Source organism: Rhizobiales bacterium NRL2 (genome assembly GCA_001664005.1).
In the GTDB taxonomy this organism is placed as follows: domain Bacteria; phylum Pseudomonadota; class Alphaproteobacteria; order Minwuiales; family Minwuiaceae; genus Minwuia.
In genome coordinates, this window is record CP016093.1 from 2625001 (window position 1) to 2647953 (window position 22953).

The 22953-nt window shown below is 67.2% G+C and carries 22 protein-coding genes; 16 read left to right on the plus strand and 6 right to left on the minus strand.

From position 1 onward, the window contains the following. The first annotated feature begins 168 nt into the window (after positions 1–168). From TEF_12245 to TEF_12255, 3 genes are read left to right on the plus strand one after another with little or no spacing between them, the layout of a single operon-like run. Positions 169–1131 (plus strand): hypothetical protein, encoded by a 963-nt coding sequence (locus TEF_12245; protein ID ANK83448.1) that lies wholly within the window; start codon positions 169–171, stop codon positions 1129–1131. 59 nt (positions 1132–1190) lie between these two features. Further along, a complete protein-coding gene (locus tag TEF_12250; protein ID ANK81480.1) occupies positions 1191–2612 on the plus strand; it encodes a hypothetical protein in 1422 nt (473 codons plus the stop codon). Beyond that, the gene (locus TEF_12255; GenBank protein ID ANK81481.1) at positions 2609–3724 is read left to right on the plus strand and encodes an FAD-dependent oxidoreductase; all 1116 of its coding nucleotides are present in this window, start codon (positions 2609–2611) and stop codon (positions 3722–3724) included. Before TEF_12250 ends, TEF_12255 begins: the two co-directional genes overlap by 4 nt. Before the next feature lie 21 nt (positions 3725–3745). Here the strand turns inward: TEF_12255 and TEF_12260 are convergent, their stop codons facing one another. Then, positions 3746–4513, minus strand: coding sequence for a hypothetical protein (locus TEF_12260; protein ANK81482.1), 768 nt, complete (start codon positions 4511–4513; stop codon positions 3746–3748). A 256-nt stretch (positions 4514–4769) separates the two neighbouring features. Between TEF_12260 and TEF_12265 the strand changes: the two genes are divergently transcribed. From TEF_12265 to TEF_12280, 4 genes are all read left to right on the plus strand, one after another. After that, on the plus strand, positions 4770–5108 hold the full coding sequence (locus TEF_12265) for a transcriptional regulator (GenBank protein ID ANK81483.1): 339 nt from the start codon (positions 4770–4772) through the stop codon (positions 5106–5108). A 75-nt stretch (positions 5109–5183) separates the two neighbouring features. Then, the gene (locus tag TEF_12270; protein ID ANK81484.1) at positions 5184–6596 is read left to right on the plus strand and encodes a type I glutamate--ammonia ligase; all 1413 of its coding nucleotides are present in this window, start codon (positions 5184–5186) and stop codon (positions 6594–6596) included. A gap of 152 nt (positions 6597–6748) precedes the next feature. Next, entirely contained in the window at positions 6749–7912 is a 1164-nt protein-coding gene (locus tag TEF_12275; protein ID ANK81485.1) for a cystathionine beta-lyase, read from the plus strand. Positions 7913–7932: 20 nt separating this feature from the next. After that, a complete protein-coding gene (locus TEF_12280) occupies positions 7933–8766 on the plus strand; it encodes a nucleoside triphosphate pyrophosphohydrolase (GenBank protein ANK81486.1) in 834 nt (277 codons plus the stop codon). 9 nt (positions 8767–8775) lie between these two features. Here the strand turns inward: TEF_12280 and TEF_12285 are convergent, their stop codons facing one another. Continuing rightward, the gene (locus tag TEF_12285; GenBank protein ID ANK81487.1) at positions 8776–11040 is read right to left on the minus strand and encodes a hypothetical protein; all 2265 of its coding nucleotides are present in this window, start codon (positions 11038–11040) and stop codon (positions 8776–8778) included. 160 nt (positions 11041–11200) lie between these two features. Further along, entirely contained in the window at positions 11201–12019 is an 819-nt protein-coding gene (locus TEF_12290; GenBank protein ID ANK81488.1) for a hypothetical protein, read from the minus strand. A gap of 79 nt (positions 12020–12098) precedes the next feature. On the opposite strand from TEF_12290, the gene TEF_12295 reads away from it, so the two are divergent. The 3 genes from TEF_12295 to TEF_12305 are packed head-to-tail and all read left to right on the plus strand — an operon-like array spanning position 12099 to position 14357. Further along, on the plus strand, positions 12099–12806 hold the full coding sequence (locus TEF_12295) for a sugar fermentation stimulation protein SfsA (protein ID ANK83449.1): 708 nt from the start codon (positions 12099–12101) through the stop codon (positions 12804–12806). A 7-nt stretch (positions 12807–12813) separates the two neighbouring features. Continuing rightward, entirely contained in the window at positions 12814–13635 is an 822-nt protein-coding gene (locus tag TEF_12300; GenBank protein ID ANK81489.1) for a type I methionyl aminopeptidase, read from the plus strand. Between the two features lie 17 nt (positions 13636–13652). Then, positions 13653–14357, plus strand: a complete 705-nt coding sequence (locus TEF_12305) for a hypothetical protein (protein ANK81490.1) — start codon at positions 13653–13655, stop codon at positions 14355–14357. Here the strand turns inward: TEF_12305 and TEF_12310 are convergent. Further along, positions 14354–14974, minus strand: a complete 621-nt coding sequence (locus tag TEF_12310) for a lipoate-protein ligase B (protein ID ANK83450.1) — start codon at positions 14972–14974, stop codon at positions 14354–14356. The genes TEF_12305 and TEF_12310 overlap by 4 nt on opposite strands. Before the next feature lie 47 nt (positions 14975–15021). Here TEF_12310 and TEF_12315 point away from each other — a divergent pair, with 47 nt between their 5' ends. Continuing rightward, positions 15022–15315, plus strand: a complete 294-nt coding sequence (locus TEF_12315; protein ANK81491.1) for a hypothetical protein — start codon at positions 15022–15024, stop codon at positions 15313–15315. Positions 15316–15367: 52 nt separating this feature from the next. After that, positions 15368–15781, plus strand: a complete 414-nt coding sequence (locus tag TEF_12320) for a phenylacetic acid degradation protein (protein ID ANK83451.1) — start codon at positions 15368–15370, stop codon at positions 15779–15781. Between the two features lie 7 nt (positions 15782–15788). Here TEF_12320 and TEF_12325 read toward each other — a convergent pair whose 3' ends face one another. Next, positions 15789–16232 carry an AsnC family transcriptional regulator gene (locus TEF_12325; GenBank protein ANK83452.1) on the minus strand — a complete coding sequence of 148 codons (444 nt, stop codon included), beginning with the start codon at positions 16230–16232 and terminating at the stop codon, positions 15789–15791. 81 nt (positions 16233–16313) lie between these two features. Here TEF_12325 and TEF_12330 point away from each other — a divergent pair, with 81 nt between their 5' ends. After that, on the plus strand, positions 16314–16907 hold the full coding sequence (locus tag TEF_12330; GenBank protein ANK81492.1) for a hypothetical protein: 594 nt from the start codon (positions 16314–16316) through the stop codon (positions 16905–16907). A 7-nt stretch (positions 16908–16914) separates the two neighbouring features. On the opposite strand, the gene TEF_12335 is transcribed toward TEF_12330, so the two are convergent. Then, on the minus strand, positions 16915–18726 hold the full coding sequence (locus TEF_12335; GenBank protein ID ANK81493.1) for a class I poly(R)-hydroxyalkanoic acid synthase: 1812 nt from the start codon (positions 18724–18726) through the stop codon (positions 16915–16917). A 249-nt stretch (positions 18727–18975) separates the two neighbouring features. On the opposite strand from TEF_12335, the gene TEF_12340 reads away from it, so the two are divergent. The 3 genes from TEF_12340 (at position 18976) to TEF_12350 (ending at position 22921) form a co-directional block, all read left to right on the plus strand. Further along, a complete protein-coding gene (locus TEF_12340) occupies positions 18976–20304 on the plus strand; it encodes a hypothetical protein (GenBank protein ID ANK81494.1) in 1329 nt (442 codons plus the stop codon). Positions 20305–20371: 67 nt separating this feature from the next. Then, entirely contained in the window at positions 20372–21592 is a 1221-nt protein-coding gene (locus tag TEF_12345; GenBank protein ANK81495.1) for an aminotransferase, read from the plus strand. A 33-nt stretch (positions 21593–21625) separates the two neighbouring features. Next, positions 21626–22921, plus strand: a complete 1296-nt coding sequence (locus tag TEF_12350) for a homoserine dehydrogenase (protein ANK81496.1) — start codon at positions 21626–21628, stop codon at positions 22919–22921. Positions 22922–22953: the final 32 nt, after the last annotated feature.

Consider the following 22953-nt stretch of genomic DNA (forward strand, 5'->3'; position numbering starts at 1 on the left):
ATCGGTTCGGCATGTGTCGAGAACTTCCAATTTAGGCGGAGTGGACCCGCCTCGCAAGCGAATTCGGAGAGAACCTCCGTGTCGCCCGACGCCGGGGGTAAATGGACTTATCGCCCGCCGCCGTCAAGTCCCCAATTCGCTTGCCGGCGGCGAAAATCTGCGAACACAATCGGACGCTGGGAAAAGGGACCGGGGAGGCGCGCGGACAAGGTGAAGAAACCCGTCATCGGCCTGGCCCTGGGCGCCGGCATCGCCCGCGGATGGGCGCATATCGGCGTGCTGCGCCGTCTCGAACAGGCTGGCATCGCCCCCGACATCATCTGTGGCACCTCGATCGGCGCGCTGGTCGGCGGCACCTACGCCGCCGGCAAGCTGGACGCGATGGAGCACTGGGCCGGCGAGCTGACGCGCGGGCGCATGTTCCGCTACATGGACCTTGCCTTCGGCGGCGGCGGGCTGATGGGCGGACGCAAGCTGGTCCGCCGCCTGGAGCAGGACTGCGGCGAGGTGCGCATCGAGGAGATGGCGGTGAAGTTCGCCGCCGTCACCACCGAACTCGCCACCGGGCACGAGATCTGGCTGCGCGACGGCCCGCTGGTGCCCGCGATCACCGCCTCCTACGCCCTGCCCGGCATCTTTCCGCCGGTGAAGGTCAAGGATCGCTGGCTGGTCGACGGCGCCATGGTCAATCCGGTTCCGGTCAGCGTCTGCCGCGCCCTGGGCGCCCGCCTGGTCATCGCCGTCAATCTCAACGGCGACGTCTTCGGCAAGAACAACCTCGCCGCCGATCTGATCGACGAGGACCTGCATTTCGACGACCTGCTGGCGCGCATCCGCGAGAACCCGGTCAAGGCGCTGAGTCCGCAGACGCTGATGATGCGCCAGATCTTCGGCCGCGAGGAAGGCCGGCCCAGTGTCTTCTCGGTGATGATGAGCTCGATCCAGATCGTCCAGGACCGCCTCAACCGCTCGCGCATGGCCGGCGACCCCGCCGACGTCACGGTCGAGCCGCGGCTGAGCCACATCGGGCTGCTGGAGTTCGACCGCGCCGAAGAGGCCATCCGCGAGGGCCGCGAGGCCGTCGAGCGGGCCCTGCCCGGCATCGCCGACGCCTACGCCGTCCTCGCCTGACGCCGCCCGCCGGGCCGTTTCCGGACAGCCGATGGTCGCATTCGGGCGCGCGGGGGCCTATGTTCTGGCGCACAAGCCAACGGCCGCCGCCCCGATCGCCGACGGAAAAGAAGAAGGTCAACATGCTGGGCGCTCTCCTCTCCCTCTCCGCCCTGTTCATCGGCATCGGCCTGATGATGGCCGGCAACGGTCTGCAGGGCTCGCTGCTGGGCCTGCGCGGTTCGCTGGAAGGCTTCGACACTGCCGTCCTCGGCATCGTGATGTCGGGCTATTTCATGGGCTTTCTCGCCGGCTCCCTCTACGCGCCCCGGGTGGTCAAGCGCGTCGGCCATATCCGCGTCTTCGCCGCCCTCGCCTCGCTGGCGTCCGCGGCGATCCTGGTGCACTCGATCTTCATCGACCCCTGGGTCTGGGGGGCGATGCGGGTGGTCACCGGCTTCTGCTATGCCGGCCTCTACATCGTCTGCGAGAGCTGGCTCAACGACATGAGCGACAACCAGAACCGCGGGCGGCTGCTGGCCATCTACATGGTGGTGCAGATGGGCGCGATGTCGGGCGGGCAGTTCCTGCTGGGCCTGTCCGACCCGAGCGGCGCCAACCTGTTCATGCTGATCGCCGTGCTGGTCTCGCTGGCGGTGCTGCCGCTCTGTCTCTCGGCCACCCGCGCCCCCGACATCTCGGCGCCGGAGGCGATGAGCTTCCGCGAACTCTTCCAGGCCTCGCCGCTCGGCACCATCGGCATCTTCATGTCGGGCATCGCCAACGGCGCCCTGTTCGGCTTCGGCGCCATCTACGCTCAGCGCGCCGGCCTGACCGTCGGCGAGATATCGACCTTCGTCGCCGCCATCTTCCTGGGCGGCATGCTGCTGCAGTTTCCGATCGGGCGCTTTTCCGACATCTTCGACAGGCGGATCGTCATCATGGCCGCGACCCTGGCGGCGTCCGTCGCCGCGGCCTCGGCGCTGTTCGTGCCGACGCCGGCGCCGCTGGATCCGATGGGCCCGGTGACAGAAGAGCGTCTGGTCTGGCCGATTCTCGCTCTCGCCGTGCTGATCGGCGGGCTGTCCATGCCGCACTATTCGCTGTTCACCGCGCATGTGAACGACCGCGTGCCGACGGCGAAGATGATCTCCGCCTCGAGCGGGCTCGTCTTTCTCAACGGCGCGGGCGCCATTCTCGGACCCAATATCGCCGCCGCCTTCATGGGCGCGCTCGGACCGGTGGGGTTCTTCGTCACCATCGCGGTCGTCCACGCCGCCATCGGCATGCTGACCTTCTTCCGTATCTCCCGCCGGGCCGCGCCGACGCCGGACGAGCAGGCCGATTTCGTCGCCATGCCGATGCGGGGCACCCAGTACGCCAGCCAGATGCCGACCGGCTGGGACAGCGACGAGACACCGGAACAGTCCGACGACGATGCCGAACCGGCGATGATCTTCGATGACGAATCGGAGCCGGAGGACCAACCTGCGGGCCCATGACTGAAAAGGCGGACGTGGTGGTGGTCGGGGCGGGCGTGATCGGCCTGGCGGCGGCGCGCGCCTTCGCGCTGGCGGGACGGGAGGTCATCGTCATCGAGCGCGAGGGCCATGTCGGCGAGGGCACCAGCTCGCGCAATTCCGAAGTGATCCACGCCGGCATCTACTATCCGAAGGACAGTCTGAAGGCGCGCGCCTGCGTCGCCGGCAAGCATGCGCTGTACGACTATTGCGCCGGGCACGGCGTCCCTCACCGGCGCTGCGGCAAACTGATCGTGGCAAGCGGTTCCGACCAACTCGACGAACTGCGCGCGCTCCGCGCCAGGGGCGCGGCCAACGGCGTCGGCGACCTGCGGCTGCTCGACCGCGAGGAAATGCTGGCGCTGGAGCCGGCGGTGGACGGTGTCGCGGCCCTACTCTCCCCTTCCACGGGTATCATCGACAGCCACGCCTACATGCTGGCCCTGCAAGGCGACGCCGAGGCCGCCGGGGCGATGATCGCCTTTCTGACGCCCCTTCTCGCCGTCGAGGCGGGCGAGGCCGGCCCGGTCATCGAAACCGGCGGCGCGCAGCCCATGCGGCTGGCCTGCCGGACGCTGGTCAACGCCGCGGGCCTGGCAGCGCCGGTCGTCGCCGACCTGGCCGACGGCCGCCGCCGCCGCCGCTTCTACGCCAAGGGTAACTACTACACCCTGGCGGGCCGCTGCCCGTTCTCGCGCCTGATCTATCCCGTCCCGGAACCGGGTGGCCTGGGGGTCCACCTGACCATCGACATGGCCGGCGAGGCGCGCTTCGGACCCGACGTCGAGTGGCTGACCGAAGACGATCCGGCCGCCATCGACTACCGGGTCGATCCGGCCCGCGCCGAGCGCTTTCACGACGCCATCCGGCGCTACTGGCCGGGCCTGCCCGAGGATGCGCTGCAGCCCGGCTATAGCGGCGTGCGCCCGAAGCTCTCCGGCCCCGGCGAACCGGCCGCGGACTTCGTGGTGGAAGGCCCCCGGGAACACGGTGTCCCGGGCCTGGTCAACATGCTGGGCATCGAGAGCCCGGGAATCACGGCCTCGCTGGCTCTCGCGGACCTGGCGATGACGGCGGCCGGCCCGACGGACTGACGGGACCGGACGGCAAGTCGGTCAGGCGTCCCCGCCGGCCGGGTCCTGCGGCTTCGCCGCTATCGCCGCCAGCGCCCGCGCCTGTTCCTCGACATCGATCGGCATGGCGGAGGCGATCTCCAGCTCCCGGGCTTCCAGCGCCCGAGGACCCTGCCGCGCCACAGCCGCCAGCAGCACGGCGTCGCGGCGGCGTATCAGATGCTCGATCTGCGGCCGGAACAGCACGACCAACGCCCGCAGCCAGCGGTCGACGTCGGCGGGCGGCCCCGCGCCGGCGGGCCGGAAGCGGTCCAGCATGGCAATCACGTCGTCGCCGGCGCAAAGCGCTTCCCCGGTCACCCAGCGGTTGGTGGTGAACAGATGGCTGGGCCTGCCGCGCCGGTCGACCGCAAGCGCGACGAGGTGCGAGACCGATCCCCGCCCTCCGGGCCAGGACGTGGCCTCGTCCGGAACCAGCGGCCGGACGCTCGCCGGCATGCCGGGCGCGCGCAGGAAGGTATGGAAGTGGCCGAGGTCGCCCGGCGCACCGTCGTGACGGTGGAAATAATACTGCGCGTGGCTCTCGGGATCGTGGGCATCGCCCTCGGGCAGTCGACGCCAGTCCGCCGGTGTGGGTCCGTCGTCGCCCAACAGCAATCCGGCGACGCCACCGGGCCGGCCGCGGTGACGCGCCTCGATGGCGGCGACCGTTCTCGCCGCCGCATTCATTGCCGCCAGCCGCGACGCCCCGGCCCCGGCGGCCGGATTCGCCGTGCTCGCCCGGAAGATGTATCGCCAAGGGTCCTTCATCGGGGCTATTCTCCGGCCGGCGGATCGGAATGGAAGGTGCCGGATGCAGACCCCGGCAAGGAAGCCCATAAATTCACCAGATTGCCCAAAATTCCGGCATTTCATTTGACAAAAAATCAGTCAGTTTGCTAACTTGTTGAAAATATTGGGGTAATTTCTACCATTCGGGTGGCACGCGGTGTGCTAATCCGGCTTAGGCTGTGCCGTGGCATCAGCGTGGGGAAATCTGACGACAGGAGGGTGTCAGTACGCGGCGATGAAGAAAATCGAAGCTGTCATCAAACCGTTCAAGCTCGACGAGGTGAAGGAAGCCCTTCACGAGGTCGGTCTTCAGGGCATCACCGTGACCGAGGCCAAGGGCTTCGGGCGCCAGAAGGGCCACACCGAACTCTATCGCGGCGCCGAATATGTCGTCGACTTTCTGCCGAAGGTGAAGGTCGAGGTGGTGCTGGACGACGACATGGTCGAGCGCGCGCTGGAAGCCATCCAGCAGGCCGCCCGCACCGGGCGGATCGGCGACGGAAAGATCTTCGTTTCCACCGTGGACGAGGTCATCCGCATCCGGACCGGCGAGAAGGGCTCGGACGCGGTCTGAGGACCGTGATCAATTCCGGGCGCCGCGGCCCGCCGCAGCGCTCTGTGCAATCTGTGAAAGGACAGGGAATCAAACATGTCTGACGACATCAACAAGGTCATGAGCCGGATCAACTCCGACGAGGTCAAGTACGTGGATCTCCGGTTCACCGACCCGCGGGGCAAGTGGCAGCATCTGACGATGGACGCCGACGTGTTCCCCGAGGATTTCTTCGAGGAAGGCGTGATGTTCGACGGCTCCTCGATTGCTGGCTGGAAGGCGATCAACGAATCCGACATGGCGCTGCTGCCGGATCCGACCTCGGCCGTGATGGACCCGTTCATGGCGCAGCCGACGCTGATCCTGTTCTGCGACATCAACGAGCCGTCGACGGGCGAAGGCTACAGCCGCGACCCGCGCACCACCGCCAAGCGCGCCTCCGAGTACATGAAGTACGCCGGCGTCGGCGATGCGGCCTATTTCGGTCCCGAGGCCGAGTTCTTCCTGTTCGACGACGTCCGCTTCGACGTGAAGATGAACCACACCTTCTTCCGTATCGATGACCAGGAAGGCCCCTACAATTCCGGCACCGAGTTCGAGGCCGGCAACATGGGTCACCGCCCGGGGGTCAAGGGCGGCTACTTCCCCGTGCCGCCGGTCGACGCGGGCCAGGATATCCGCTCCGAGATGCTCGCCGTCATGCGCGAGATGGGCCTGAATACCGACAAGCACCACCACGAGGTGGCGCCGTCGCAGCACGAGCTCGGCATGACCTTCGCCGAGATGACCAAGGCCGCCGACAACATCCAGATCTACAAGTACGTCGTGCAGCAGGTCGCCCATCAGTGGGGCAAGACCGCGACCTTCATGCCAAAGCCGATCATGGGCGACAACGGCTCGGGCATGCACGTCCACCAGTCGATCTGGAAGGGCGGCGAGCCGACCTTCGCCGGCTCCGGCTATGCGGATCTCTCCGACACGGCGCTCTACTACATCGGCGGCATCATCAAGCACGCGAAGGCCATCAACGCCTTCACCAACCCGTCGACGAACTCCTACAAGCGGCTGATTCCGGGCTTCGAGGCGCCGGTCCTGCTGGCCTACTCCGCCCGCAACCGTTCGGCGTCGTGCCGCATCCCCTTCGGCTCCAGCCCCAAGGCGAAGCGCGTGGAGATCCGGTTCCCCGACCCGATGGCGAATCCCTATCTCGCGTTCTCGGCCATGCTGATGGCCGGCCTGGACGGCATCGAGAACAAGATCCATCCGGGCGATCCGATGGACAAGAACCTCTACGACCTGCCGCCGGAGGAGCTGGAAGGCGTGCCGACGGTGTGCGGCTCGCTGCGCGAGGCTCTCACCTCCCTCGACGCCGACCGCGAGTTCCTGAAGAAGGGCGACGTCTTCACCGACGACCAGATCAACGGCTACATGGACCTGAAGTGGGAGGAGATCTTCCGCTTCGAGCACACGCCGCATCCGGTCGAGTTCGCGATGTACTATTCGAACTGATCCCCACGGGGATCGTCGAAACGGGTAAGGCCGCGGCGCAAGCCGCGGCCTTTTCCTTTGGAGTGCCGCGGCGGTGGCGCGCGGCAAGTTTTCGCTGGACAGCGCCCGCCCCCTCCCCAACCTTCCGGCACAGAAAACAAGGGGAGCATGGGATGCCCGAACTGAAGAACCGCCAGGGCTTCGCGACGCGCGCGATCCACGCCGGTCAACGCCCGGATCCGACGACGGGCGCCGTGATGACGCCGATCTACGCCACCTCGACCTACGTCCAGGAAAGTCCCGGCGTCCACAAGGGTTTCGAGTACAGCCGTTCCCAGAACCCGACACGGATGGCGTTCGAAGCCTGTGTCGCCGATCTCGAGAACGGCGCCCACGGCCTTGCCTTCGCGTCCGGCATGGCGGCGATGGGCACCGTACTGGAGCTGCTCGACAGCGGTGATCACGTCGTCGCCATGGACGATCTCTATGGCGGCAGCTACCGGCTGTTCGAGAACGTCCGCAAGCGCTCCGCCGGGCTCGACTTCAGCTTCGCCGATCTCTCCGATCCGGCCGCCTTCGAAGCCGCCATCCGGCCGGAGACGAAGATGGTCTGGGTCGAGAGTCCGACCAATCCGCTGCTGAAGCTGGTGGACCTCAAGGCGATTGCCGACATCGCCCGGTCCCGCGGCATCCTGATGGTCTGCGACAACACCTTCGCCACGCCCTACTGCCAGCAGCCGCTGGAGTTCGGCGCGGACATCGTCGTTCATTCGATCACCAAGTACATCAACGGCCATTCCGACGTCGTCGGCGGCGTCGTCGTGATCGGCGAGAACCCGGACCTGAAGGAACGGCTCTACTACCTGCAGAACGCGGTGGGCGGCATCCTGGGACCGTTCGATTCCTTCCTGGCGCTGCGCGGCGTCAAGACGCTGGCGCTGCGCATGCGCCAGCACTGCAACTCCGCCCTGGCGATCGCCGAGCACCTGGAAGCTCACCCCGGCATCGAGAGGGTGATCTATCCGGGCCTGCCGAGCCATCCCCAGCATGAGCTTGCCGCGCGCCAGATGGACGGCTTCGGCGGCATGGTGACGGCCTTCATCAAGGGCGGACTGGCGGACGCCCGCCGTTTCCTGGAACGCTGCGAGATCTTCGCCCTGGCCGAGAGCCTGGGCGGGGTCGAGAGCCTGATCGAGCATCCGGCGATCATGACCCATGCCTCCGTGCCGGCCGACGTGCGCGCCAAGCTCGGCATTTCCGATACGCTGATCCGCCTTTCGGTGGGGGTCGAGGACATCGACGACCTGATCGCCGAACTTGACCGGGCGCTCGGCTGAGCCGCGGAAAGGAGGGAGCGATGAAGGACCGGGAGCCCGAAGGCCGTCAGGGCGGCGTGGACCCGATGGAGCGGCTGCTGCGTGTCATGGCGCGGCTGCGCGATCCCGAACGCGGCTGCCCCTGGGACGTCGAACAGGATTTCGAGAGCATCGCGCCCTACACCATCGAGGAGGCCTACGAGGTCGCCGACGCCATCGAGCGGCGCAGCATGGAGGATCTGAAGGGGGAACTGGGCGACCTGCTGTTCCAGGTCGTGTTCCACGCCCGCATGGCCGAGGAGCTTGACGCCTTCGACTTCGAGGATGTGGCCGACCACATATCGGAGAAAATGATCGAGCGTCACCCGCATGTCTTCGGCGAGGGCGCCGGGATCGACAGCGCCGGCGCCCAGACCCGTAACTGGGAGGCGCAGAAGGCCGCCGAGCGCGGGCGCCGGGCCGCCCGGGAGGGCCGACGCCCCTCCGCGCTGGATGGCGTCGCCATGGGACTGCCGGCGCTGATGCGGGCGGAGAAGATCCAGAAACGCGCCGCGCGGGTGGGTTTCGATTTCCCCGATATCGCACCGGTCATGGGCAAGATCGACGAGGAGTGGGCCGAAGTCCGGGCCGAGATCGAAAGCGGCGACCGGGATCGTCAGGAGGCCGAGATCGGCGATCTGCTGTTCGCCGTCGTCAACCTCGCCCGATACCTTGGAATCGACGCCGAAGCCGCTCTGCGCAATACGAATTCGCGCTTCGTCAGCCGCTTTCACAGGGTCGAGGCGGCGGTCGCCGCGGAGGGGCGCTCCATCGAGGAAGCCACGCTGGAAGAGATGGACGCCCACTGGAACGCAGCCAAGAAGACGCAGGACTGAGTCCGCTTCCTACTTCCTCGGCCGCAGCACCGTGACCGTCGGGAACGCCGCCTCCACCGCCTTGCGCGTCAGCGGCAGCCGGATGTAGTCGCCCCTCTGCCAGAGCGGCAGCTGGTCGCTGAATCCTTCGGCGTTCAACCAGCCGTCCTGCCCGCCGAGCAGGACGAAATGGTTCTCGTCAGGGTCGGCCATGTCGGAGATCTGCCGGGCCTGGGAGCCGTAGAACGCCCAGTGCCGCTCACTGGCCGGACTGTGGGCGGACTTCATCACCGTCTCGTTGGAGCCGCCGGCGGGCACGTCGCCGAAGACGTAGCGGCCGCCGATCAGCGGCGCGTTGGCCAGCGGGTGGCGAAGCTGCAGACGGTGCATGTCGCCCCAGACGGCGAATTCCTCGCCGGCGGCTTCCATTTCCTCGAAGCCCTTCTCCAGCGCCGCGCGCGCCTGTTCCGGCGTGAGGCGCAGCAGGTCGCGCGCAAGCTTCATGCGGAACCAGGCCCAGCGGCTGACGACCTCCAGAACGTCGACCTCGCCAAGGGCTTCGTAGACGGGGGTGGCAATGCCCGCAATCATGCCTTCCAGCAACAGGGCGCCTCGGGAATCCGCCTCGTAGTCGCCATTCCACTGCGCGAGTTCGTCCGGAACCCGGCTGCCGAGGCCTGCCTTTTCCGCCGCCTCCACGATGGTGTCGCGGAGCACGACGGCCGAGGGCGAGTGGGTGTTCCGCTGAAGCTTCGCCATGAATTCGCGGTCCACGTTCCTGGTCGGCCGGAGATGGGATTCGATCACCGAGATCCGGTCCGGCGGCGTGTCGAAGATGGTCAGCGGCGTGACCGCCTCTGCGGTCGGGTTGTTGGCCGAAGCCACGAAGCCCTTCTCTGGATTGACGATCCAGGGCAGCGAAGATGCGGTCAGCAAGGTGTTCCACGGATCGGCCTCGCCGGACGCCGGCGGCTGCACCACCAAGTCGTCGGGGGCGCCGTGCGGGCGGGCGGGCAGACGGGCCGCCGTGCCGATGGCGATGTCGCCGTCGGCCGCGGCCAGCACGAAGGCCAGGCCCGGAATGGCGAAGCCTTCCATGGCCGCGCGGAATTCGCCCACATCGTTGGCGCGCGCGGCGTCCATATAGGCGCTGAGTTCGTCGCTGCCGCCCTGCCCCACCCAGCGCAGGGCAAGCTGCCGCCCTCGCGGGTCATCGACCATGGGCGCGTCGGTGATCACAGGGCCATAGGGCGAAACGCGAATCTCGATATCGCGATCGAAGCCGAAGCGGATCGGCACCTCCTCCCGAACCGTCGTGAAGGCGCTGTCGGGCAGGGCGCTGACGTCGATCAGGTCGGACGATCGCGCGCGAAGGTTGGTCGCGCCCCAGGCGAGATGCCGGTTCCGGCCCAGACCGAAGACCGGCATGCCGGCCGGCATCATGCCCACCACCTCTAAACTGGGCGTCTTCAGTCCGGCCAGCAGCCAGATGTTCGGCACGGTGATGCCGAGATGGGGGTCGGTGGCGAGCATCGGCGCGCCACTGGCCGTGCGCGCACCCGAGACCGCCCAGGCGTTGGAGCCGGCCCGCGCGTCGCCGCCCAGCGCGAACAGCAGCGCGGCAAGCAGCCGCCCGCCGTCGCGGTCCTCTTCCAGATCCGCAATGCTGGGAAGCGATCCGCCGTTGAAACGCATCACCTCGTCCCAGATCTCCGGCCAGTCCTCGCGGTCCGTCAGGCCGAGCAGGCCGATCGAAACCAGCCAGTTGACGTCGGAGCCGGCGAGGCGGCCGAAGGCCAGCACGTCGATCGCCGACCATGGCTTCGGTTCGAAGGCGAACAGCCGGTATTCGTGCGGCAGTTCGTCCAGCCTGGCGACGTAAGCGTTGACGCCCTCGGCGAAGCGGTCGAGCCACAGCTTCGTTTCCACGGGCAATGCGGGGTAGTTGGCCTCGGCCGCGCGGCGGTAGCCGATGGTGCGCAGGGTCTGGTCCAGGTCCGCCGCCAACGGACCCGCGACCTCGGCCAGGCGCCCGCTGGCGGCGCGCCGCAGGATCTCCATCTGGCCGAGCCGCAGATGCGCGTGGACATAGCCCAGCGCATAGGCGCCGTCGGCGTCGGACTCTGCGGTGATCCACGGCACCATGTGCTCGTTCCAGCGAATCTCGACCGGCGCCGCGACATCCAGACCCGCCGTTTCCAGCGCGGCGATCCGGTTTCCGACGTCGACCGGTTCGGGGACCGAGGTCAGCAGACTGCATCCGCCGATCAGCGCCGCCACGGCGACGGTCGACAACAGGGTAGAAATGCGTCGCGTCATGGGCTGCGCTTTCTCCGGAACCGCACTGGCCCCATCTACGTGCGCGAGGGGTATCCGGATGACAAGTGAAGGCAGGCCGTTTCCGCGCAACGGTTACAAATCGTAATTCCGGCGCGGGATTCCGGCCAGACGCCGGTCAGGGTCCGGCCGATTCCTGCACGATGATCGCGAAGCACGCGCCAAGACCCGGCGTCGAACGCACTTCGACGCGCCCGCCGAGTGAGTCCACCTCCGACAGCGCCACGTCGAGGCCGATACCCCGGCCGGCGTAGAGGCTGACGTCCGCGGCGCCGCTGACGCCCGGCTGGAAGACACGCGCGGACAGTTCGTCCGGCAATCCCGCGCCATCGTCGGAGACCTCGACGGTGAGCAGGCCGCCGGCACGGTGCGCGGCGATCGCGATGGTCCCGCGCTGCGGCTTGCCCAGCGCAGACCGCCGGTCCGGCGTCTCGATACCGTGAACGATGGCGTTGCGGACCAGATGCTGCAGCGCCCGGGTGAGCGCCGCGCGGCTCTGATCGTCAATCCGAAGATCGCCGCCGGTGATGTTGAGTTCGGCTTCCTTGCCCAGGGAGGCGGAGATCTGCCCGATCATCCGTTCCGCCCACCACAGACACTGGGTGAACGCGCCCTCCCCGGCCAACCCGGCGGACGCGGGCGCGCCCGTGCCGATTTCCGAATCCAGCAGACGCCGCGCCTCCGACACGCGCTGCGCCACGTCGCTGCCATCGCCGCCGCGGCCCATGACCCCTTCGAGTTCGTGCAGGGCGCCGGCAAGTTCGGAAAGACCGAGAAACCCGACCGCGCCCTTGACCGTGTGCAGATCGCGCAGCGCCCTGTCCCGCCCCTGGGGATCGCCGTGAGCGGTTTCGGCAGACTCGATGGCGCGGCGGACATCGGCCAGCACTTCGGCCCGGTGGCTGTCCGCAGCGTCTTCCTGGATCGCAATATTCATGGATGAACGGTATTCAGACCCCGAGACAGAACAGACTCGCAGGAGACGCTTAATTTTGGATGAAGCCGCCGCGCCCCTGATCCGTTTCGACCCGCCGCTGATCCGCGCCACATTGCTCAGGCGCTACAAGCGATTCCTGGCCGACGTGCGCCTGGAGGACGGGCGTGAAGTAACGGCCCACTGCCCCAATCCCGGTTCCATGCTGAGCCTGATCGATGGCGGGGCGCAGACCGTCTGGCTCACGCCGGTCGACAACCCGGCGCGCAAGCTGAAGTGGACGCTGGAACTGATCGAGGCCGGCGGCGCCGTGGTCTGCGTCAATACCCAGCGGCCGAACGCCATCGCGGAAGCGGCGCTGGCGGGCGGGACGATCCCCGAACTCGCCGGCTATCCGGTCCGCCGCCGGGAGGTCCGCTATGGCGAGAACTCCCGCATCGACCTGTTGCTGCAGGCCGAGGGGCGTCCGGATTGCTATGTCGAGGTGAAGGGCGTGACCCTCTCCCGCCAGCCAGGCCTGGTCGAGTTCCCGGATTCGGTGACAAGAAGAGGCGCCAAGCACCTGAAGGAATTGACCGAAATGGCGGCGCGCGGCCATCGGGCGGTGATGCTGTTCCTCAGCCCCAGGGGCGACGGACAGGCCTTCCGCCCCGCCGCCGATATCGATTCCGCCTACGCCGCAGGCCTTGCCGCCGCGATGGACGCAGGGGTGGAAGCGGTCTGCCGGACTTGCCACGTTTCCGCGCTGGGCATATATCCGGGCGACGCCATTCCCGTCCTCATCGACTGAGCGCCATATGAACTACATCTCGGCGGACAACGCACCGGTCCGCAACACCGGCCAGATCAAGCTGCACGACGCGGCCGCCTTCGATGGCATGCGCGCCGCGGGGCGGCTGGCCGCCGAGACGCTCGACATGATCGTCGGGCACGTGAAACCGGGCGTGACCACGGAAGAGCTCGACGGCCTCTGCCACGAGTTCATCACCGCCCGGGGCGCGGTGCCGGCGCCGCTCAACTACCGGGGCTTTCCGAAGTCGATCTGCACGTCCATCAACCATGTCGTCTGTCACGGCATCCCGGGCCCGCGGGCGCTGAAGGACGGCGACATCATGAACATCGACGTCACCGTCATCCTCGACGGCTGGCACGGCGACACCAGCCGCATGTTCCACGTCGGCAAACCGAAGAAGAAGTCGGAGCGGCTGATCGACGTCACCTACGAGGCCATGATGCGCGGCATCCGGGCCGTCAAGCCCGGCGCCCGGCTGGGCGACATCGGCGCGGCGATCCAGGAATACGCGGAGGCCGAGCGCTGCTCGGTCGTGCGCGACTTCTGCGGTCACGGCCTGGGCCGCGTCTTCCACGACGCGCCCAACGTCCTGCATTACGGCCAGGCGAACTCCGGCGTCGAGTTGAAGCCCGGGATGTTCTTCACCGTCGAGCCGATGATCAATCTCGGCGACTGGCGGGTGAAGATCCTGGAGGACGGCTGGACCGCCGTGACCCGCGACCGCTCGCTGTCGGCGCAGTTCGAACACTCGATCGGCGTCACCGAAGACGGCGTCGAGATCTTCACGGAATCGCCGGCCGGCCTGCACAAGCCCCCCTACGGCTGAGGCGGCGGGGCGCGGCCATGGCGGAAGCGAAACGCGCCGGCACGGAAAAGCCCCACTACCACGGTCACCGGCAGCGGGTCCGCGAGAAGCTGATCGAAAACGGGCCCGATGGCTTCAAGGACTACGAGATCCTCGAAATCCTGCTCTGGGCGGCCAGCCCGCGTGGCGACACCAAACCGCTGGCCAAGCGCCTGATCGATCATTTCGGCGACTACGCCCATGTCATCACGGCCGGTCCCGAGCAACTCCGCGAGGTACCCGGCATCGGCGACGCCGCGGTGGCCGCCATCCGCATCGTCGAGGCATCGGCCGTCCGCCTCGCCCGCGCCCGGGTGATGCACCGGGATGTCGTGCTGTCCTCCTGGCAGGCCCTGCTCGACTACTGCAACGCCACCAAGCGCTACAAGGCGACCGAGGAGTTCCATGTCCTGTTCCTCGACCGCAAGAACGTATTGATTGCCGACGAGGTGCAGCAGAAGGGCACCGTCGATCACACGCCGGTCTATCCCCGGGAGATCGTCAAGCGCGCGCTCAACCTCGAAGCCTCCGCGCTGATCATGGTGCACAACCACCCCTCCGGCGACCCGACGCCGTCCCGCGCGGACATCGACATGACGAAGCAGGTCCGCGACGCGGCCAAGGCAGTTGGGCTGGTCCTTCACGATCACCTGGTGATCGGTCGCGACGAACCCTTCAGCTTTCGCTCGAACGGTCTGCTCTAACGTCCGAAGATTTCATCGAATTGCCGCTTCAGCGCGGCGTCGAGATCGGCCATCGACGCCGCGACCCCCAGTTCCGCGAACGACGTCACGCCATAGTCGCTGATGCCACAGGGCACGATGCCGCCGAAATGCTCCAGGTCGGGGTTCAGGTTGATGGCGATGCCGTGGAAGCTGACCCAGCGCCGGAGCCGGATGCCGAGCGCGGCGATCTTTTTCTCGCCCTCGGCGGTCTCGACCCATACGCCAACGCGGCCCTGGCGCCGTTCGCCGGCGATGCCGAATTCGGCGAGCGTCCCGATCACCCAGCGTTCCAGGTCGTTGACGAAGCGCCGGACGTCGGGTCCGCGGCGGCGCAGGTCCAGCATGACGTAGCCGACGCGCTGCCCGGGACCGTGATAGGTGTACTCGCCCCCCCGCCCCGTCCGGTGCACGGGAAAGCGGTCGGGCGTCAGCAGATCGGCCGCGTCGGCCGAAGTGCCCGCGGTGTAGAGCGGCGGATGCTCCAGCAGCCAGACGCACTCGTCCGCGCCGTCGTCGCGGATCGCCGCCGCGCGGCGCTCCATCCAGCCGACCGCCGCCGGATAGTCGACCGGCGCCGCCGATTCTCGCCATTCCACCGTCATGCGCCGCCGCCTTTACCTTCCGCTAACCGGTTTCTGCCTAGATGGTGCGCATGAACGATGACGAAAACAAAGCCCAGCCCGAGAGCATCGCCGACAATTTCGAACTGGCCATAGCCGACGTCGATGTCGAAATCTCCGTCGTCCTGGGCCGGGCCCAGATGCCGATCCATCAGCTTCTCAAGATGGGCCGCGGCGCGGTGATCGAACTCGATTCCGGCGTCGACGACCCGGCCTGGATCCTGGCCAACAATCAGGTCATCGCCCGCGGCGAGATCGTCGTCACCGGCGAGCATGTGGGCATTTCCGTTCTGGAGAAGGTGAAGGCCTTCCAGTAGGCCCCGCCCGCGCTATTGTCCCAAGGGTCAATTGCCGGTGGAGACGGAAAGCATGTCGGACGAACTCAGGCGGATGGTCAGCGAGCGCATGACGCCCTTCGGCGCGCTCCTCGGGATCGAATTCACCACCGTCGAGCCCGACCTTGTCGAGGCCGAGATGCTGGTGAAGCCGGAGTTCTGCACCAACCCCGCGATCATGCACGGCGGCGCGGTGATGGCACTGGCCGACAATGTCGGCGCGGTGGCGACCGTCATCAACCTGCCGCCGGATACCGTCACCACGACGCTCGAGAGCAAGACCAACTTCCTGGCCGCCGTGCCGGTGAACCAGAAGGCCATCGCCCGCTGCGTGCCGGTTCACAAGGGCCGCACGACCATGGTCTGGACCACGACGATCAGCCGGGAGGACGGGCGCAAGGCCGCCGTCGTCACCCAGACACAGATGGTGCTGCCGGCGAAGAAATGACCTCGGCTCAGGCCCGCTCGTCCTTCGGGGAATCCAGCACGACATAGGTGGTGATCGCGTTGACCTGCGGCAGCGCACCCAGCACCTGGGTGTGGAAATGCTTGTAGGCTGTCAGGTCCGTCGCCTCCACGCGCAGCATGTATTCCACCGCCCCCGTGATGTTGTGACACTCCAGCACTTCCGGGGCCGTGGCGATGGCGCGCTCGAACGCTTCCTGTGAAGCCTTGGTGTGACTGGAGAGCCCCACGGCGACCAGGGCGACGAACCCGGTCCCCAGCCTGGTGCGGTCGATGACCGCGCGATAGCCGCGGATGACGCCGCGCCGCTCCAGATCCTGCACGCGTCTGAGGCAGGCCGACGGCGACAGGCCGACACGCTGAGCGAGCTCGATATTGCTGATACGGCCGTCGCGGGACAGCTCTTGCAATATTCTCTCGAAAATTCGATCCATACCGATCATTGATTGCAATATATTCACGATATACGTCGAAACAGCAATCAAATACCGCCAGTTTTGAATAATTATTGCGTCATGTCATATGAACTTGCCGGCGCTCTGGCGGTCTTCGCCTTTGTCTCCTCGATCACACCCGGACCGAACAACCTGATGCTGATGGCATCGGGCGCAAACTACGGCTTTCGCCGAACCATCCCCCACATGCTCGGCGTCGGACTGGGCTTTGTGTTCATGGTGCTGGTGCTCGGTTCGGGCGCCGGGCGGCTGGTCGCGGAAACACCGGAACTTCTCATGATGCTAAAGGCCGTCAGCGTGGTCTACATGCTCTGGCTGGCCTGGAAGATCGCGAATGCTGCCCCGCCGGAGGCGGCAGCCGCACCGGGGCGCCCCCTGACCTTCCTGCAGGCCGCGGGCTTCCAATGGGTCAATCCGAAGGCATGGGCGATGGCGCTGTCAGCGGTAACTGTCTACGCCCCCGGCCAGGATTTCCTCTCCATCCTGGCTGTCGGGCTGATTTTCGGCGCCATCAACCTGCCATCCGTCAGTTCATGGACCCTTGCTGGCCAGCAGATGCGGCGGCTGATCGGCAGCCGCCGCCGTCTGCGGATATTCAACCTGATGATGGCCGCACTACTGCTGGCGTCACTCTATCCGGTACTGATGCCGTGACCGATGATTACCCGCCGGAACGCACCTTCACGTAGGAGCCCGGCGCGTCCTCGATCGCCTTCAGGCCGCCCTCGCCCGGTACGCGGGCCGGCACCTTCTTGCCGGAGTGCTTCTGCATCCACTTGATCCAGTCCGGCCACCAGGAACCCGGCGTCTCAGTGGCGTCGGCCAGCCATTCGTCCGGCGTCGCGTACTTCTTGCGCTTCTCGTTCGTCCAGTACTGATACTTCTTCGCGTCCGGCGGGTTGACCACGCCCGCGATATGCCCCGAACCCGCCAGCATGAACCGGACCGGCCCGGAGAAGTGCTGCGTCGCCTTGAAGACCGAGCGGTACGGCGCGATGTGGTCCTCCTTGCCCGCCTGCACGTAGACCGGGATCTTCACCTTGCCCAGGTCGATCGGCGTGCCGTTGAATTCCAGCCCGCCCGGCTGCGCCAGCAGGTTCTGCTGATACATCTTGCGCAGGTAGAAGCTGTGCATGACCCGCGGCAGACGCGTGGCGTCGGAATTCCAGTAGAGCAGATCGAAGGGGAACGGGTCCTTGCCCATCAGGTAGTTGTTGACCACGAAGGACCAGATAAGGTCGTTGGCGCGCAGCATGTTGAACGTGGACGCCATCTCCGCGCCCTCCAGATAGCCGCGCTCCTCCATCATTTCCTCGATGTGGGCGATGCTCTCGTCGTCGATGAAGACGCCCAGTTCGCCGGGCTCGGTGAAATCGACCTGGGCTGTGAAGAACGTGGTGGCCTTGATCCGGTCGTCGCCGCGGGCCGCCATGTAGGCCAGAGTGGCGGCCATCAGCGTGCCGCCCAGGCAATAGCCGATGGTCGTGACCTCGCGCACGCCGACCGCCTGCTCGATAGCGTCGAGCGCGGCCAGGATGCCCTCGTGCATGTAATCCTCGAAGTTCTTGTTCGCGAGCTTCTCGTCCGGATTCACCCATGAGATGACGAAGACGGTCAGCCCCTGCTCGGTGCACCAGCGGATGAACGAGTTCTCGGCCCGGAGATCGAGAATGTAGAACTTGTTGATCCACGGCGGCGCGATCAGCAGCGGCCGCTCGTGAACCTGCTCGGTCGCCGGCGCATACTGGATCAACTGCATCAGCTCGTTCTGATAGACCACCTTTCCGGGCGTCGTGGCGACGTTGCCGCCGACTTCGAAGGCGTCCAGATCGGTCATCTTGATGGCCAGCTTGCCCCGGCCCCGCTCCAGATCCTCCAGCAGGTGATCGAGGCCGCGCACCAGGTTCTCGCCGTTGGTGGCCAGGGTCTCGCGCAGGACCATCGGATTGGTCATGACGAAATTCGACGGCGACATCGCGTCGGCGAACTGCCGGGTGTAGAAGTCGACCTTCTCCGCGGTGTGCTGGTCCAGTCCCTCGACATCGTGCACGGTGTCGGTCATCCATTTCGACGTCAGCAGGTAGGATTGCTTGATGAAGTCGAAGATCTGGTTTTCCTGCCAGGCGGCGTCCTTGAAGCGCTTGTCGGAGCGCGGCGTGGGCACCGCGTCCTCGACCTCCTCGCCCATCATCTTCTGCGCCGCCTGCTGCCAGAGCTCCATGTAGCCCTTGAACAGGTTCATCTGCGCGTCGACCAGCTTGCCCGGGTCGGCCATCATCCGCGAGGTCATCTCCATGAACGCCTTGCCGACGTTCATGGGATCCGCGGGACCGGGCGCCGCCGGCGCCTGATCCTGATGGCGCTCCAGGAAGTCGGCCACCAGACGCTGGCTCTGCGCAGCGACCCTGGACATGTTCAGCGAGAACTCGTTCAGGTCCGGTGTCGGGAATTCCTCATTGGACTTCTCTGCCATCGCCTCCTCCCATGGTTCATGGCGGATCTGTCGTCCGTTGCCGTCATTGTGCGGACGGCGCGGCGGAATGAACAGGGGAAGGTTAACGCGGCGTCGCTTTTGCTGCACTGCACAATTTGACGCAAGCCCGTCCTGCAGCCTCTTCCGCACGCGCCCGATTGCCGGCCATTCCGGGGCAGACAAATCAATTCCGGCCCGCTAGATTGCCCGGGAATCTGCAAACCTCGGTCTCGTGGAGGAGATGGCGAGATGTCCGCATCGATGTCCGCGACAGCAGCAACCCGAACGCATCTGGCGCGCGCCGGACGGCTGGCCGCCGTCGCCGCCGCGCTTGCGCTGGGCGCCTGCTCGCTGCCCGACTGGGCCGATCCCGCCGGACTGTTTGAGCCCGACTACGGGCCGGCGCCGCAGCCGGTGGCGCGGGCCGCAAGGCCGGCCCCCGCAATTCCGATGCCCGCGGCCGCTCAGGAAACGGAGAAAGCCTCGCCCGAGCGCGATGTCCAGATCGTTGCCGCGCCCCAGCCGCCGCGCCGCGTCGCCGCGGCCGAGCCTCGCCCTGTCACGCCCGCCAGGGCAGAACCGCGCCGCGCCCCCGACCCGGCGCCCGCCCGGCCCGCCGCCGAGGCCCCCGCCCAGGACGAACGCGTGCGCGTTGTCCAGGCGCCCCGCGACGAGTCGCCGACGCCGATGATCGCGGCCATGACCCGCGGCGAGGAACCGCCGTCCTTCTCGGAGGAGGGCACCGTGGTTCCCCGGCGCACCAGCATTGCCGCCGATCCCGAAGTGGAGCCCCGCAAGGAGGACTCCAGTCCGGGCGTCATCACCGACACCCGCACCAGCTTGCCCGCGCAGACCGCCATGGTCACGCCCGCGCCCACGCCCGACAGGGCCCCCGATACGCCGCAGCGGCGGCCGGCGGCAGTGACGCCGCAGCAGTCGCCGTCCTACAGCGAACGTCTGAGGGAAGCCGGCATCGAGCCGCGCAGCGAGGCGTCGGCAGGCGGTGGCCGGGTCGCGCCCGGACAGTTCCCGAACAGCGTCTCGCCGGTGGTCCAGCAGACCTATCACGAGTCCCTGAACGCGCCCCGCACCTATGAGGAAGCGATCGCTGGCACCCGCGGCGGCGGCGTGACGCGGGGGTCCGCCGCGCTCGGCGAACCCGTGGTGATTTCTGGGGACGGCGTCTACCAGCCCGCGGCCTACGGTCCCGCCGCGCGCGGTGGCCGGGCGCCGGACGAGGTGATCCTTTTCCGCCATGGTTCGGTCTCGCTTTCGTCCGATGACCACGCGACCATCCGCCGAATCGCGGAACAGGCGAAACGGACCAATGCGCGCATCCGGATCCAGGGACACGCTTCCAGCCGCACCGGCGAGATGGCGGTGGACAACCACCTGCTGGCCAATCTCAGGGTATCGGCCGCCCGCGCCGACGCCGTCGCCGACGCGCTGGCCCGGGAAGGCATCCCCTATGACCGCCTCTACATCGAGGCAAAGGGAGACAACGCCCCCATCTACAACGAAGCCATGCCCAGCGGCGAGGCTGGCAACCGCCGCGCCGAAATCTATCTCGAGTACTAACAGCCCTGGGTTTGCTCGCCGCGTCGCGGGCAACAACCCCGGCCCGCAAGAGTCCCGGTAGCACGTCATGCAAGTCGACTTTCATCTGATCAAGCGCCTGCCCCCCTATGTCTTCAACGAGGTCAACCGCCTGAAGGCGGAAGCGCGCGCCGCCGGCCGCGACATCATCGACTTCGGCATGGGCAATCCCGACCAGCCGACGCCCCGGCACATCGTCGACAAGCTGGTCGAGGCGTCCGCCAATCCGCGCACTCACCGCTACTCCGCCTCCAAGGGCATTCCCGGCCTACGGCGCGCGGTTTCCGCCTATTACGAACGCCGTTTCGGCGTCTCCGTCGATCCGGAGACCGAGACCATCGTGACCCTCGGCTCGAAGGAGGGGCTGGCCCATCTCGCCATGGCGATCACCACGCCCGGCGACACCATTCTGGCGCCGAACCCGTCCTATCCGATCCACCCCTACGGCTTCATCATCGCAGGGGCCGTGATCCGCCATTTCCCCGTGGGTCCGGAGTATGATTTCCTGGCCAGCCTGGAGCGCGCGATGAAGCACTGCGTGCCCACGCCCGAGGTGCTGGTACTCAACTTCCCGTCCAATCCGACCGCGATGGTGGTGGATCTCGATTTCTACCGGGAAGTGGTCGACTTCGCCCGGCGGCGCGGTCTCTACATCCTTTCCGATCTGGCCTATGCGGAGATCTACTTCGACGGCACGCCGCCGCCGTCCATCCTGCAGGTGCCCGGCGCGCGGGAGCGCGCCGTGGAGTTCACCTCCATGTCGAAGACCTACAGCATGCCCGGCTGGCGCGTTGGTTTCGCCACCGGCAACAAGGACCTGATCGCGGCGCTGACGCGCATCAAGTCCTATCTGGACTATGGCGCCTTCACGCCGGTCCAGGTCGCTGCGACGGCGGCGCTGAACGGTCCGCAGGACTGCGTCGACGAGATCCGCGATCTCTACCGCTCGCGCCGCGACGTGCTGATCAAAGGCTTTGCAGACGCCGGTTGGGACGTCCCCTCGCCGGCCGCAACCATGTTCGCCTGGGCGCCGATTCCGGAGCCTTATCGCAGCCTGGGCAGCCTGGAGTTCTCCAAGCTGCTGCTGGAGGAGGCCGAAGTCGCCGTCTCCCCCGGCGTCGGCTTCGGCGAGTATGGCGACGGTCATGTCCGCATCGCCCTGGTGGAGAACGAGCAGCGCATCAGACAGGCGGTCCGCAGCCTCAAGCGCTTCATGCAGTCAGGCGACGAGCCCCTGGAACGGCGTCAGCGCCAACTCGCCGCCGAATAGCCGCCAACAGACACAAGACCTGGAACCAGACGATTGACCAATGACTTGCGCATTGCCGTCGCCGGCGTCGGCACGGTCGGCAGCGGGCTGATCCGGCTGCTGGAGGAGAACGCGGACGTGATCGAGGGCCGCGCCGGACGGCCGCTCGTCGTCCGGGCCGTATCGGCGCGGAACCGCGGGCGCGACCGCGGCGTCGACATCGACCGCTTCGACTGGGAGGACAACCCCGCCGCCCTCGCCCGCCGCGACGATATCGACGTGGTCGTGGAGCTGATGGGCGGCTCGGACGGGCCAGCGCGGCATCTGGTCGAGACGGCGCTGCAGAACGGCAAGCCCGTGGTCACGGCCAACAAGGCCCTGATCGCCGAGCACGGCGCGGCGCTGGCGCGGCTGGCCGACGAGAAGGGCCTGCCCTTCGCCTACGAGGCCGCGGTGGCTGGCGGCATTCCCATCATCAAGGCGGTCCGCGAGGGTCTGTCGGCGAACCGGATCAGCCGCGTCTATGGCATTCTGAACGGCACCTGCAATTACATCCTGACGGAAATGCGCAATTCCGGCAGGGACTTCGACGATGTTCTGAAGGATGCGCAGGAACTCGGCTATGCCGAGGCCGACCCCACCTTCGACGTCGGCGGCGTGGACGCGGCCCACAAGCTGGCGATCCTGGCCTCGGTCTGCTTCGGCTCGGAGATCGACTTCGCTGCCGTCGGCATCGAAGGCATCCAGCGCATATCCTCGGTCGATATCGCCTATGCGGACGAGTTCGGCTACCGCATCAAGCTGCTGGGCGTCGCCGAGTGGATCGACGGACAGGTGGCGCAGCGGGTTCAGCCATGCCTTGTCCGGGCGGATACCCCGATCGCCAAGGTCGAGGGCGTCGACAACGCCATCGTGACGGAAGCGAATCACGTCGGCCGCACGATGTTCGAGGGCCCCGGCGCCGGGGCCGGGCCGACGGCCTCCGCCGTCGCCGCCGATCTGGTCGACATCGCCCGCCGGCGCAACACGCCGATGTTCGGCCTTCCGTCGCGCCGGTTGACCGCCGCGTCGGCCTATCCGCCAGAGAAGCGGCGCGGGCATTACTATATCCGCCTCAACGTGCTTGACCGGCCCGGCGTGATAGCGGATGTCTCGGCCGTGCTGCGGGACACGGAGATCTCGATCGAGCAGATGCTGCAGCGCGCCGATCACGACGATGGCGGCACCGCGCCCGTGGTCGTCATTACCCATGAGACGACGGAGGCGCGTATCATGGCGGCGCTGCAGCGAATCGAGGCGCTCGATTCCATCGTCGAGACGCCGCACCTGCTCAGGATCGAGAACTTCTGACCGCCGCGATCACGGTCTGAGGGAGCCGGAGG

What these genes read in the sequence shown, in the direction of transcription:
- TEF_12265 (ANK81483.1), top strand. Translation starts at nt 4,770, where the DNA reads ATGAAGAAAATCGAAGCTGTCATCAAACCGTTCAAGCTCGACGAGGTG.
- TEF_12315 (ANK81491.1), top strand. Translation starts at nt 15,022, where the DNA reads ATGGTGCGCATGAACGATGACGAAAACAAAGCCCAGCCCGAGAGCATC.
- TEF_12300 (ANK81489.1), top strand. Translation starts at nt 12,814, where the DNA reads ATGAACTACATCTCGGCGGACAACGCACCGGTCCGCAACACCGGCCAG.
- TEF_12275 (ANK81485.1), top strand. Translation starts at nt 6,749, where the DNA reads ATGCCCGAACTGAAGAACCGCCAGGGCTTCGCGACGCGCGCGATCCAC.
- TEF_12260 (ANK81482.1), bottom strand. Translation starts at nt 4,513, where the DNA reads ATGAAGGACCCTTGGCGATACATCTTCCGGGCGAGCACGGCGAATCCG.
- TEF_12320 (ANK83451.1), top strand. Translation starts at nt 15,368, where the DNA reads ATGTCGGACGAACTCAGGCGGATGGTCAGCGAGCGCATGACGCCCTTC.
- TEF_12340 (ANK81494.1), top strand. Translation starts at nt 18,976, where the DNA reads ATGTCCGCATCGATGTCCGCGACAGCAGCAACCCGAACGCATCTGGCG.
- TEF_12330 (ANK81492.1), top strand. Translation starts at nt 16,314, where the DNA reads ATGTCATATGAACTTGCCGGCGCTCTGGCGGTCTTCGCCTTTGTCTCC.
- TEF_12305 (ANK81490.1), top strand. Translation starts at nt 13,653, where the DNA reads ATGGCGGAAGCGAAACGCGCCGGCACGGAAAAGCCCCACTACCACGGT.
- TEF_12270 (ANK81484.1), top strand. Translation starts at nt 5,184, where the DNA reads ATGTCTGACGACATCAACAAGGTCATGAGCCGGATCAACTCCGACGAG.
- TEF_12280 (ANK81486.1), top strand. Translation starts at nt 7,933, where the DNA reads ATGAAGGACCGGGAGCCCGAAGGCCGTCAGGGCGGCGTGGACCCGATG.
- TEF_12325 (ANK83452.1), bottom strand. Translation starts at nt 16,232, where the DNA reads ATGGATCGAATTTTCGAGAGAATATTGCAAGAGCTGTCCCGCGACGGC.
- TEF_12345 (ANK81495.1), top strand. Translation starts at nt 20,372, where the DNA reads ATGCAAGTCGACTTTCATCTGATCAAGCGCCTGCCCCCCTATGTCTTC.
- TEF_12250 (ANK81480.1), top strand. Translation starts at nt 1,191, where the DNA reads ATGTTCTGGCGCACAAGCCAACGGCCGCCGCCCCGATCGCCGACGGAA.
- TEF_12255 (ANK81481.1), top strand. Translation starts at nt 2,609, where the DNA reads ATGACTGAAAAGGCGGACGTGGTGGTGGTCGGGGCGGGCGTGATCGGC.
- TEF_12290 (ANK81488.1), bottom strand. Translation starts at nt 12,019, where the DNA reads ATGAATATTGCGATCCAGGAAGACGCTGCGGACAGCCACCGGGCCGAA.
- TEF_12335 (ANK81493.1), bottom strand. Translation starts at nt 18,726, where the DNA reads ATGGCAGAGAAGTCCAATGAGGAATTCCCGACACCGGACCTGAACGAG.